The 11,421-nt window shown below is 61.6% G+C and carries 11 protein-coding genes; 4 read left to right on the top strand and 7 right to left on the bottom strand.

Going from position 1 to position 11,421, the window contains the following annotated elements; genetic code table 11:
• Positions 1 to 3: 3 nt before the first annotated feature.
• Genes BJ991_RS00535 through BJ991_RS00525 form a run of 3 tightly spaced genes read right to left on the bottom strand, consistent with a single transcriptional unit; the run spans position 4 to position 1,684 of the window.
• Positions 4 to 303: a hypothetical protein gene (locus tag BJ991_RS00535; protein WP_179486523.1), complete on the bottom strand. Its 300-nt coding sequence runs from the start codon at positions 301 to 303 to the stop codon at positions 4 to 6.
• A gap of 37 nt (positions 304 to 340) precedes the next feature.
• On the bottom strand, positions 341 to 970 hold the full coding sequence (locus BJ991_RS00530; RefSeq protein WP_179486522.1) for a M23 family metallopeptidase: 630 nt from the start codon (positions 968 to 970) through the stop codon (positions 341 to 343).
• A gap of 3 nt (positions 971 to 973) precedes the next feature.
• Positions 974 to 1,684, bottom strand: a complete 711-nt coding sequence (locus BJ991_RS00525; RefSeq protein ID WP_179486521.1) for a hypothetical protein — start codon at positions 1,682 to 1,684, stop codon at positions 974 to 976.
• 120 nt (positions 1,685 to 1,804) lie between these two features.
• Between BJ991_RS00525 and BJ991_RS00520 the strand changes: the two genes are divergently transcribed.
• Positions 1,805 to 2,170 (top strand): winged helix-turn-helix domain-containing protein, encoded by a 366-nt coding sequence (locus BJ991_RS00520; protein WP_179486520.1) that lies wholly within the window; start codon positions 1,805 to 1,807, stop codon positions 2,168 to 2,170.
• A gap of 170 nt (positions 2,171 to 2,340) precedes the next feature.
• Here the strand turns inward: BJ991_RS00520 and BJ991_RS00515 are convergent, their stop codons facing one another.
• From BJ991_RS00515 to BJ991_RS00505, 3 genes are all read right to left on the bottom strand, one after another.
• Positions 2,341 to 3,411 carry a D-2-hydroxyacid dehydrogenase gene (locus BJ991_RS00515; protein WP_179486519.1) on the bottom strand — a complete coding sequence of 357 codons (1,071 nt, stop codon included), beginning with the start codon at positions 3,409 to 3,411 and terminating at the stop codon, positions 2,341 to 2,343.
• An 8-nt stretch (positions 3,412 to 3,419) separates the two neighbouring features.
• A complete protein-coding gene (locus BJ991_RS00510) occupies positions 3,420 to 4,280 on the bottom strand; it encodes a fumarylacetoacetate hydrolase family protein (RefSeq protein WP_179486518.1) in 861 nt (286 codons plus the stop codon).
• Between the two features lie 109 nt (positions 4,281 to 4,389).
• Positions 4,390 to 5,997, bottom strand: coding sequence for an N-acyl-D-amino-acid deacylase family protein (locus BJ991_RS00505; RefSeq protein ID WP_179486517.1), 1,608 nt, complete (start codon positions 5,995 to 5,997; stop codon positions 4,390 to 4,392).
• Between the two features lie 288 nt (positions 5,998 to 6,285).
• On the opposite strand from BJ991_RS00505, the gene BJ991_RS00500 reads away from it, so the two are divergent.
• Together BJ991_RS00500 and BJ991_RS00495 are read left to right on the top strand one after the other, a co-directional pair.
• Positions 6,286 to 7,020 (top strand): SDR family NAD(P)-dependent oxidoreductase, encoded by a 735-nt coding sequence (locus tag BJ991_RS00500; protein WP_179486516.1) that lies wholly within the window; start codon positions 6,286 to 6,288, stop codon positions 7,018 to 7,020.
• 102 nt (positions 7,021 to 7,122) lie between these two features.
• Complete coding sequence (locus BJ991_RS00495; RefSeq protein WP_179486515.1) at positions 7,123 to 9,378, top strand: glycoside hydrolase family 127 protein; 2,256 nt, start codon at positions 7,123 to 7,125, stop codon at positions 9,376 to 9,378.
• Positions 9,379 to 9,620: 242 nt separating this feature from the next.
• Here BJ991_RS00495 and BJ991_RS00490 read toward each other — a convergent pair whose 3' ends face one another.
• On the bottom strand, positions 9,621 to 10,550 hold the full coding sequence (locus tag BJ991_RS00490; protein ID WP_179486514.1) for a C-terminal binding protein: 930 nt from the start codon (positions 10,548 to 10,550) through the stop codon (positions 9,621 to 9,623).
• A 129-nt stretch (positions 10,551 to 10,679) separates the two neighbouring features.
• Here BJ991_RS00490 and BJ991_RS00485 point away from each other — a divergent pair, with 129 nt between their 5' ends.
• Positions 10,680 to 11,420, top strand: coding sequence for an MBL fold metallo-hydrolase (locus BJ991_RS00485; RefSeq protein ID WP_218852828.1), 741 nt, complete (start codon positions 10,680 to 10,682; stop codon positions 11,418 to 11,420).
• Position 11,421: the final 1 nt, after the last annotated feature.

Here is an 11,421-nt window from a genome sequence, read left to right as displayed (position 1 = left end):
GGGTCAGAAACCGAAGTCGTAGTTGAAGAAGAACGCGAAGAGCCCGTTCAGGGACCCGAGCACGAGCAAAGCGATGATGATCCGGAAGAACCAGTTCTCCGCGATCGACCGCATCCGGTCCGGGGTCGACTTCACCCCGAGCGCGATCGCGGCCAGCACCGCGCAGATCAGCAAGACAACCAGCCCGCCTGCGAGCGCCCAGGACGCGAACCGGTGCAGCCCGGTAATGAAGGGCGCGGAGAAGTCCGGCTCTACGGGTGGGATGTCCACCGTCAAGAGGGCGGTGATGAGTCTGCTGATCATGTGTTCGTTTCCTTCCGTTGTGTCACGCTCAGTGGCGTCACTGCAGCGGCAGTCCCCGAGCTGCCATGAACCTCTCTGGCGGCACCGCTGTGCCGTCCACTCGCACCTCAAAATGCAGGTGGCATCCGAACGAGTTGCCGGTGTTGCCCTCGGCCCCCAGGACCGTCCCCGTCTCGACCCGTTGCCCGATATGAACACGGATCGAATCCCACTGCATGTGGCCGTAGAGCGTCTCGATCCCCCTACCGTGGTCGATGATGACGGTGTTGCCCCACCCGTAATGCGCTCCGGCGATCGTGACCCTCCCTGGCCCCGTGGCGAAGATCCGCGCCCCGCAGCCCTGGGCCATGTCGTAGCCCTTGTGATCGCTCGAGCAGAACGAGCAGCCGTGGACCGGGTGATACCCGAACCCCCGCCCCTTCGTATAGCCGCCGGCGAGCGGGTAGCCCCAGTCGCCGGACACCTCGGGCAACCCGGAGCCTTCCCCTGATCCGACGGCGTTCGCGCTGGTTCCGGTCGCCAGGACCGCGATCGGGAGTGCCATTGCGGAGGCTGTGCCGACCAGGAGGGCCATCCCGACGATGGCGAGAAACAAGGCCAGCTTGCGGACCAGGCGGGAGCGTGAGGCGACCACAGCCGCCCCCTTCACGATCACCGGAGCCGGCATCGGCTATCCCACCGGCTCCGTGAAGAACCGCACGACCTTGCAGTCTCCGCTGCGCTGCGCACTGCCCGGTGTCGTGTCGGTCGGCGCCCCGCACATGACCTGCACACTGACTCGTACCCGCTCGTCGTAGGAGACACGATCCGTGCCCTCCGCGTCGGCGTCACGGTTGAACGTCAGGACGACATCCGCCGTGGCGGTGTGGATCCCGAGAGCTTCGAACTCCGCATCATCAAGGAACGTCATGTCCTCGTCGGTGTTCGCGACCACGGTGCCGTTCTCCCGTGCCAGGGCGTCCCACGCCTCCGCGGGGACTACCACGTGCGAGCGCAGCTCGGCGAGGAACCCGCGCTTGGCGTCGTCCTGCTCGGTCGGGTCGGTGTACTGAGTCGGCGTGGTGAACCATGTCGACAGCCACTCCACCCACTCCGCCCGCGTCGATTCCCGGGTGTCGAACGTCGACGCGGCCTCCAACGCCGCACGGGCATACACCTCCGGGTCCTGTGTGATCGGCTCGACCCGCCATCCCCTCTCAGACACCGACTCGTCGACAACCGGACCCTCAGCATCGCCAGACGTGGAAGGCGTCGAGGATGACGACGCCGAAGGATCTGGTGTCCCGGTGGGAGAGGGGTCAGCGGGTCCGGCCAGCCAGACCGAGAGCACGATCGCGAGAATGGCAAAGGCGAGCACGGCGGCGCCGACCAGCGCCCACACCAGACCGCGCCGCCTGCCGATGTTGGATTTCGCCATCTCGAGGTCCTTTCTGAAGGGAACCGTCGACCCGTTGACACCTCACACTATATAGGTACACTCATAAAAGGTGAACCCTTAAGTTTGGCGAATCTGCTCGCCGACCGCACGAAGGGACGGCAAGATAGCGACATGCCACGAATTGTGCGACCAGCCCGCAGCGAGACCGGGGAGGACCCCATCAAAGCTCTCGGCAACATGGTGCGCGCCGGCATCATCGGATACCTCCGCGAAAACGGACCAGCCACCCGCTCCGAAATCGCCCGCGGCATCGACCTGCTCCCCAACACTGTCTCCAACGCGCTCGTGGCCCTCACCGCCAGCGAACTCCTCACCCCCGACCCACCACCCGAACTCGCCCGCCGTGGCGAACACATCCGATACCGCGTCAACGACGAAGCCGTCAGCGAGATGTACCTCCAACTTGGGCAAGCCATCGGCGAGGTTTGAGGGCGACTCGTTGCAGCCCTCACGAACCAGCGCGAACCTATCGGCATGGCCAAGGAGTGCTTCCACCTCTTCCGGACCTCGACCCTGTACGCCGACTCGAGCACAGGGCGACGACGTTCTGGTCAGTCGTTCGCACGTTCGAATGCGCGCGATAGCTCCAGTGCGCGGCACTAGCCATGGGAAGGCTCTTCCGAGAGATTGGCGTGTCCGAGCGGCGATGCAAGATTCCGCAGCGGGCGACCTTCGTGGTGTCGGCGAAGATTGTCTATGAACAGGTCGACAATCCGATCCACTGAGCCGGGGATCAGCGCTGAACTATGCGGACTGATGACCAGATTCGGAGCATCCCACAGGGGGCTGGATGGGCCGAGTGGTTCCTCTTCGTACGCGTCGAGAGCAGCGCCGCCGAGCACGCCGGACGCGAGGGCTCGGCACAGCGCGAGTTCGTCGACTGTGGATCCGCGGCCGATATTGACGAAGTAGGCGCCCGTCCGAAATCGGGAGAACCGTTCCGAATCAAAGATCCACCGTGTATCCGGTGAGGCTGGGAGAACGTCAACAACCCAATCCGCATCACCAAGCAGTCCGTCGAGCTCATCGAGCGAGTGAGTGGACTCCACCTCGTCGCATGCGCGGGGGCGCCGCTGTACGCCGCGCACAACTATGCCAAAGGCAGTTGCGCGGCGCGCGATCGCCTTGCCGATGCTTCCAAGGCCCACGACCAGCATTGTTGTTCCTCGGAGGCGACGACCCTCGGACTCGACCCAAGACCGACGCCGCTTGTTCTGCTCGAGCTCGCCTAGTCGTTTGGCATGGGCAAGGATCGCTGCCAATGTGAAGTCTGCGAGCCCGTCGTCGTGAACGCCGCGAGCCGTGCAGATCGGTATCCCAGCGCGATGGACGCGCTCGTCATGTAGGAGCTCTCCGGCCCCCGCCGCGAGGGATTGAATGAACGCGATTCGCCCATCGGCGGGAAGAAGGTCCACCGCGGATGGATGGAGGTCGAAGAGAACGTCAGTGTCGGGAAGCAGTCGTCGCCAAGCCAACTCGCTGAGTTCAGGGTCGCTGTCCAGCTCCCAAGCACGGTCGCTACTCGCGTACAGCAGGCCAACTCGGCCAGTCGGTGGCAACATTGCGTTAGGTTCGGCGATGATGTCCGCCCACGGACACGAGTTCGTGATGCGCGTGATGAGGCGATCGGGCAGGTAGCGCGATAGGACAACTCTGGGCCGTCGGTCCATGAAACCTCCTAGACGCAACGGACTATCGTTTGTCGCTGGGTACCAAGGCCGTCGACTCCCAACTCGACGACGTCTCCCTCTTGGAGCCAAACTGCTGGCGTGTGCCCCATTCCGACACCTGGAGGTGTACCCGTATTGATGAGGTCACCAGGCTCAAGCACCATGAATTGACTGATGTAGTAGACGATGAAGTAGGGGTCAAAGATCATCGTCGAGGTCGACCCGTTCTGGCGTCTGACACCGTTGACGTCTAGCCACAGGCCTAGATTGCCGACATCCTCAACCTCGTCCGGAGTCACGAGAACGGGGCCCGCGGGGTTGAAGGTCTCGGACGACTTGCCTTTCATCCACTGACCGCCGCGATCCAACTGGAAGGAGCGTTCGCTGACGTCATTCACGACCAACCAGCCCGCGATAGATGCGCCAGCCTCGTTCGGTGCCGATAGGTAACGGGTTCGGCGACCAACTACGATGCCGAGCTCGACCTCCCAGTCGAGCTTGCTGGAGTCTCTCGGGATGCGAACGTCGTCGTAAGGGCCAACGAGAGTATTGGGTGACTTCGTAAAGAGGATCGGTTCGTGCGGCACTGGTTGACCGGTCTCTGCAGCGTGATCTCGATAGTTCAGGCCAACACAGATGATCTGATGCGGCCGGGCAATGGGTGCCCCGACGCGCACCTCCTCCAGACGGCGACGTTCTCCGGATTCGATTCGATCTTCCACTATTGGCTTGATCCGCTGGATCCCGCCTGACGCGAAGAATGACTCGTCGAAATCGTCGACGATATCGGCGAGGTCCACATACTCGTCAGGGGTAGCCAGGGCGGCAGGGCGCTCCGCCCCCGCCGGACCGACACGCAACAGCTTCACTGATAGTCCTCACATTCCTGTCGGGCGGCCCGTGATGCGAGCCTTTGAGTTTCCTTCACCTGGAGCGCGTCATCGTCGGCAACTTGGCGGACGCTAGGCCGGCGGCGAGTCATCGTGTCAGGAGCCGACCTGCCCGAGCACCGGTATGGACTCGTTGGTCGACGGTCAGCACGCCATTGACCAGCACGTATGGAACGACGTCGACATAGGTTCCCTTGTGAGAAGTCGTGTCGAGCGAGCGAAGACCTCGAAGATCAATGACCGCAAGGTCAGCGAAGAGTCCAGTTGCGATGTAGCCGCGATCCTGGATTGCAAAGTGATCAGCGACCCTACCGGACATCTTGTGAATCGCGTCTTCAATGCTCAGGGTTCTGTTGGAGAGGGCGTGATACGCGAGGTAGTGGACGTGCCCGGCGTAGAAGAGGGGGTGCGTTCGCGTGCGTTCTCCCAGAACGCCTTCCGTGACGGTGCTGTATCCATCGACTCCGAGCAAGAAGTGGTCGTGCGAGATGGCCTCCCGCATGTGCTCCGGCGTGAACAAGTCGCCAATGAGTTGCAAGGCGCCGAGGTCGGCACCGGCCGCAGCAACTGCATCGAAGAACACATCCCAAGGGTCAAGGGTCAGATCAGCTGCGAGCTCGTCAATCTGCCGCCCTTCGTACCAAGGCCGACCCGGCGCGACGCTGAACGACACCCGACCCCACTCTCCTCGTTGCAGGAACCTCCAGTAGCGATCTGTATCGTCCTTCAATCGAGCACGTCCCTCGGGGCTACTCAGCAGGTCGCTTCGTTCAGACGCGCTCATGGTGAGGAACCATCCGGGCATGAGTCCCTCTGCGAGCCCAATGCCGTTCGAGAAGGGCGTGAAGTCGGCCAGGACCCTCAACCCTCGTTGTCGCTCATCAACCACCCGCTGAGCAGCGCGCTCCCAAGCTCCATCGGCTGCTCCGGTGCCGGCTCTCACATTCAGATGTGAGAGTTGCACGAGATGGTCGGCGGCATGAGCAATAGAGAAGAACTCATCTACGGCCGCGTCAATACTCGCGTCCCGATTGCGAATGTGGCTAGCGTAGCCAGCGCCCTTCGTATGCAGCGTTTGAGCCAGGGCAAGGAGCTCCTCAGTGCTGGCATCTCGTCCAGATCCATACTCGAGCCCGGTCGACATGCCCAGTGCCCCGGCGTCGAGAGACTCGGCCAACAGGCGCTGCATTCGTCTTGTCTGGGTCGCATCCACGCGAGGGCCGCGAACACCGGCGGCATCGCGTATTGCTGAATGACCGACGAACCAGGCCAGGTTCTGACTCGTTCCTTCGCCGGCGATCTCATCGAACAGATCAGCAAGACTCAGCCATCCGATCGTGCCGGTGTAGCCGAACGACTTGAGTAGCGCCGAGATACTTGTGCTCGACGAGGGGGACACAGGAGCCAAAGTCACGCCACAGTTGCCAACGATCTCAGTCGTGACGCCCTGACGAATGGTGCTTTGCGCGGCGGGGTTGATGAGAACGGTCCAGTCCGTATGGCTGTGAGGATCAATGAATCCCGGCGAGACTAGAAGGTCGCGCGCATCGATCCTTCGATCAGCTGTTGCCCCTGCGAGTGAAGACCGTACGGCGCCGATACGTCCATCCTTGACGCCTACGTCAGCTCGCTCAATTGTTGGAGGGGAACCAATGACGACCTCGCCTCCCTCGATCAAGATGTCGAAGTCCGTCATCGATCTGGTCCAGATGGTGCTGGCCGATCCTGAGGTCCAACGGCTCTCATGGTCAGATCGAATGCTGGATTGTATGGGTCCGTCCGGGGACTACCAACGTCCCGCGTGCTGACGAGGTGCATCCTCGTGATCGAGACAGCTCTGGGTCGGCGCATAGATGGACCCATGACACTCCCTCCTGTCGGATACGCTGAGCCTAGCAGCAGTACACCGTATACTAAACGTGACTTCTAGCCGATTCGGCTCGGTGGAAGCGAATGACAGTAGACGTCTGGAGTGTTTGTAGGCATGAGTGACCTAGAGGGGATGGTTGCCGTCGTCACTGGCGGCTCTAGTGGGATTGGTGCCGCAGTCGTAAGGCAGATGCGTACGAGAGGCGCCCTGGTGGCGATCATCGACCGCGAGGTTGGTGCGCCCGACGATCTCCTGCTTGAGGCGGACGTTACGGACGGTGACTCCGTCAAGGCTGCGATCGACTTCGTCGGTGAGCGATATGGGCGCATTGATGTCGTCGTCAACAATGCGGGGATCGGCGCTTCCGGGGACGTGGAGGCAAACACGATCGAAGAGTGGAATCACGTCTTCGATGTGAACGTGGTTGGGATCGTCCGCGTGACGCGAGCGGCGCTCCCTTGGTTGCGCAACTCGGCGTCTGGCTCAGTGGTCAATACGGCTTCAGTTGCGGGGCTTACTGGGCTCCGAGACCGCGTCCTCTACTCAGCTACTAAAGGAGCTGTTGTTGCGATGACATACGCGATGGCGGCAGATCTCGTCGCAGAGGGTATTCGAGTCAACGCAGTTGCTCCGGGAACAACGGACACTCCTTGGGTAGAGAGGCTGCTCAGCGCCGCCCCAACACCAGAAGCAGCGGCCAAGGCTCTGCGCACTCGTCAGCCGATCGGTCGTCTCGTGACGCCTGACGAGGTTGCATTTGCGATCACGAACCTCAGCTCGCCTCGAGCCGCGTCCACCACGGGAACGGTACAACTCGTGGATGGCGGACTACTAAACCTGCTGGCGTGAGCTGAGGGAGTCGCCCGCCAGGGTGAGTCGACGTTCACATTGTCCTGGCGCGGTAGGGCGCGTCACGAACTATCCTTCCCACCGACGATGAGAGGAACCTTCATGACAGATGGTGACGGGATCCCGTCCTTCTGGCAAACGCGTCTCGGACACATCCCCACCGGGGAACCGATGGCGGTGTTTCCAGTCGACAACGCCTGGGCATTCTCGAGGGCGTTCCGCCCCACGCCGATCATCGTGTTCGTTGGGCGGTGGGAACGCACAGTGCCGGGCCCCTTCCCGAGTTTCCGCTCTTCTGGTGAGTTCGACTCCTTCGAACTCGTCTTTGGCGGTTCGGTTATCCGCTGGTTCGGCAGCCGTGGTCCAGCCCATGGTCGGGCTGAAGTCTACGTCGACGGTGAGTTGCGTGCGGTAGTGGATGCCCATGCCGATGTAGCCGAAGACGAAGTCCTGCTGTACGAGCGAGCGGACCTCGACCCGGGCGTCCCCCACAAGATCCGGGTAGTAGCGCGACGTGCTTCCCAAGGAGAGGGGACGCGCCAGGTAGTGCAGAGGCTCGAGGCCGTCGTTCCGCTCAGCTACCCAGTTGAGATCGCGGATGCTCGGTCGCTCGAGTACTCGACAATTCGTGCTGGCGAGAAGCCAGTTCCAGATCCTCGATCGTGGATCCCCGTGGTGCCGCAGGCGATCGTTCCCAGAACGGGAGTCTTGCTTAGCAGAGGGGTTCTCCGGGACGCGTTCGACCGCAACCTTCGCTATCTCCGTGACTGCCTGGCCAGCCCAACCTGGGCCAATGGCATCGGCTGGACCGAATGGCTGCCTGCATCTAACGAAGGTCGAATGCTTGCTGGTATCGCCAATAGTCTGCGCTGGGAGTCTCATTCCGACTTGAGGGAATCGATGCATTCTATTGTCTCGCACGCGCGCAAGCGCAAGCGGGTGGACGGCTACTACGACTTCTATCCCGAGGATGAGTTCGCACTTGAGTGGGGGCGGTTCAGCGAGAGAAAGAACTACGATCGTGTCTTCTGGACGCGGGGGATGCTAGCGGCGGCTGAAGTAGGTGCGCCTGGCGCGGATGAACTCGTTCGAGAGCTGTATGACTGGTTCAATTCGATCGATTCGCTGCCTTCGATGCTCTTCGGGAGCAACGCGACCAATGGGTTGCCTGGAGGCCCACTCGTCTATCTCTCCAGTGTCGGCCGATCGGAGGATCTGGTGACGACGGTCCGCTTCTACGACCAGGACTACTGGATCGAGGAGTTGGGACGATCGGAGCCGCTTGCCTTCGCCTTCTACCCGGGGGAACGACCGCACTGCTACTTGCTTCTCGGTCTGGAGGCATTCGGGCTGGAGTACCTTGCGACAGGGGACCCCAGGTATCTGGATGCTCTCCTCGGCGGTTGGAAAGCGTATCGCGAGAATTTCCTCCACGTAGGTGGCGTCACCACCCTGATGGAGCGCGATCAGGTCTGTCTTCCAAAGTCGTACGAGATTGGGGGATACCCGCTTGGCGAGCTTTGCGGCGCGGTGTTCTGGGTGTGGGTGAATCAATTGCTTCAAAGCCTGGATCCAACACAGGAGGCGTATGCCAGGGAGATCGAGGAAACGATCCTGGGTGCGGTCCTCGCGGCGCAGGACCGCGAAGGACGCTTGCGCTACTGGGCATCGTTGAGCGGTCACAAGCATCCGACCAACTGTCAGTCGACGTGCTGTGAGGTGTCTGGGTCGCAGCTCATTGCCCGCCTGCCAGAGTTGCTGTTCTCGCTAAGTGGCGACGACATCTTCGTACATCAGTATTTCGCGGGAGTCCTGGAGACAGGGGGCCCGGCTGAAGCCACGCGGCGTATCGCACTCGACTCGACCTTCCCCTACTCCGGCAAGATTCGGCTCACCATTCAAGGCGCGATATCGGCATTCGTGCTCCACATAAGGGTGCCCGCTTGGAGTCCCCATCCGGTCGAGTTCTGGCTCGGTGAAGAGTTGATCGGTGTAGGCATCCCAGGGGAGTACTTCCGAGTCGAGCGAGATTGGCAGGACGGTGACAGCCTTGTATTCGACCTCGCGCCACGTCTTCGTATTGCGCCGTACGAGGGCATCGATCAGGCTCCAGGTTGCGATCGCGCCGCCTTCTTCTTCGGCCCGCTCCTGCTTGCGTTGACTGGTTTCGCCGACGAATCTTCGGCGCTACCTATAAGTATCGACAACGCGATCGAGTCGATTGAGGCGACAAAGGAGCGCGACCTGATTAGCTTCCCGATTCCGGGAATGCCCGGTTTGCGTCTTGTCCCCTACTTCGAGATCGAGGATCATCCGCTGGAAGTGTACCCAATGCTCAGTAGGCACGATCCCGCCTGAAGGGACACACTCGAAGTGAGTAAGTCGGCGACGAGCTGAAGTTGGGTCGCGACAGCACGCTAGAGCTCGACCACGGGGCCGAGGTCCGCGACTGCTGATGTTCTATTCGATCTATCGCATTGGAGAGCAGGCAAGCAAGCGCACTCCCCGGGCAGTCACGATCGCCCCGTCTCGCGCGACTTCCACTGTCGCGGGACGGTGCCAGTCTCCGTTCAGGGCTAGACGGCATGGGGCGCGCACGCTTAGGCCCCGCTCAACGCTTCAACGACGTTCAGCGCGGCCATTCGACGCAGCTCTGGGAGCGCCGTGACCGAGGACCATGCCGCATGCGGAGAGATGAGAGTGTTGGGCGTCCGGCGAACTGGGTGATCGGCAGGAAGCGGCTCGGACTCGAAGACATCCAGCCCGAGCCCGGAAAGTACGCCGTCATTGACGGCTACTGCTGCGGCCAAAGTGTCCACAAGCGCTCCCCTGCTCACATTGACAAGAACAGGTCGCTTCACCGTAGTGCTCAGGAAGGCAGCGTCGACGATGTGGTGGGTCTCCGGGACTAACGGAGCGTGGATCGAAATCAGGTCAGCCTCAGCTGCGATCGTCGAGAGTGCGACGCGTTCATACGCATCGTCTCCGACCAACGGGTCCGCCACGATCACGCGAGCGCCCCAGGCTGCGTACGCGTCCGCCACCAATCTTCCGATTCTCCCCATTCCGATCAATCCGACCGTTGATTCTGATAAGCGCCTAATGTCGTCCGCTGCTCCAACGGCGTTCCAAGTGCCCATACGCAACTCGTGGTCAAGTCTGGGAAGTTGGCGCCAGAGCGCGAGGCCCATCGCGACTGCGTGGGTCGCCACCTCTTCGGTGCAGTAGTGGGGGACGTTCTTCACCAGCACGCCGCGTCGCGCGGCTGCCTCGAGATCGACCATGTCGAGGCCGATCCCGATCCGACTGACGATCCGGCAGCCGGGTGCCTCGGCTAGTACGGCGTCTGTGATCGGCGCCCACTGGACGATGATGCCGTCCGGCCGCACCTCCCGCACTGCTTCCAGAACGTCGTTCTCCGTCCGGCAGTCGCGAGCGACCAGTTCGGCGTCGAGATGCCGGCTTATCAGATCTCTCTCCAGCTCGGGCGTCCCGAGGTCGAGATCAGTGAGCAGAATCCTGTGAGTCATGTCCCCACTCTAGCTAGATATCAGACCTGTAGCAGCACTCCTGCGATGATTTGGCAATTCTTGGGGCCTTCTGCCGAACACTTATCTGATAAGCTGTCCATCGTGATGTATCGAGTCCAGTCTCTACGCATGGGTATAGGTGAGGTTCCCGGCCCCGAGGTCTTCTGGATGGCCAGGTGGGATGAGTGGCTTCCGCTCCACTTCCAGGTTGTGCTAATCCGTGGTGGTGGAGTCACGGCGCTGGTGAATACGGGACCCGCGCGAGATCTTCGCCCGATGAACGAACGTTGGGCTTCCTTCCTTGGGCCTAGAGCTCAGTTCACACGCGGCGAAGGCGAGTTCGTTACAGACCAACTTGAGCGGCTCCACGTTGCACCACAAGACATCACTCACGTCTTCCTGACACCCCTACAGCTCTATACCGTGAGCAACGTCCTGAGTTTCCCAAACGCCCAGATCCTTATCTCCCGAAAGGGCTGGGAGCATTTCCAGACATCTCATGTGCACCCGCATGATGATCGCGACACCAGCATCCCGCCAGACATACTTCGCGAGCTTGTCGGCAGCGCGTGGCCGCGAGTTGTGCTCCTTGAGGAGGAGGAGGAAATCGCCCCAGGGCTGCGCACCTGGTGGGCCGGAAGCCACCATCGCGCCAGCTACGCCGTCGAAGTCGACACGGTGAACGGGTCGGTAGTCATAAGCGATGCCTTCTTCTGGCTCGCGAATGTGGAGCGGGATCACCCGATCGGTATCTGCGAGAACATCTATGAAGCACTAGCGGCGCATGCCAGAGCTCGGAAGTCAGACATAGTGTTGCCGCTCTATGACGGCCGCAACTTCGAGCGATTCCCCGACGGAGTGGTTGCATGAG

The organism is Microbacterium immunditiarum, from assembly GCF_013409785.1.
Taxonomy (GTDB): domain Bacteria; phylum Actinomycetota; class Actinomycetes; order Actinomycetales; family Microbacteriaceae; genus Microbacterium; species Microbacterium immunditiarum.
This window is presented reverse-complemented; position numbering and strand designations above follow the sequence as displayed.

What these genes read in the sequence shown, in the direction of transcription:
- BJ991_RS00535 (WP_179486523.1), bottom strand. Translation starts at nt 303, where the DNA reads ATGATCAGCAGACTCATCACCGCCCTCTTGACGGTGGACATCCCACCC.
- BJ991_RS00485 (WP_218852828.1), top strand. Translation starts at nt 10,680, where the DNA reads ATGGGTATAGGTGAGGTTCCCGGCCCCGAGGTCTTCTGGATGGCCAGG.
- BJ991_RS00515 (WP_179486519.1), bottom strand. Translation starts at nt 3,411, where the DNA reads ATGGACCGACGGCCCAGAGTTGTCCTATCGCGCTACCTGCCCGATCGC.
- BJ991_RS00495 (WP_179486515.1), top strand. Translation starts at nt 7,123, where the DNA reads ATGACAGATGGTGACGGGATCCCGTCCTTCTGGCAAACGCGTCTCGGA.
- BJ991_RS00505 (WP_179486517.1), bottom strand. Translation starts at nt 5,997, where the DNA reads ATGACGGACTTCGACATCTTGATCGAGGGAGGCGAGGTCGTCATTGGT.
- BJ991_RS00500 (WP_179486516.1), top strand. Translation starts at nt 6,286, where the DNA reads ATGAGTGACCTAGAGGGGATGGTTGCCGTCGTCACTGGCGGCTCTAGT.
- BJ991_RS00530 (WP_179486522.1), bottom strand. Translation starts at nt 970, where the DNA reads ATGCCGGCTCCGGTGATCGTGAAGGGGGCGGCTGTGGTCGCCTCACGC.
- BJ991_RS00490 (WP_179486514.1), bottom strand. Translation starts at nt 10,550, where the DNA reads ATGACTCACAGGATTCTGCTCACTGATCTCGACCTCGGGACGCCCGAG.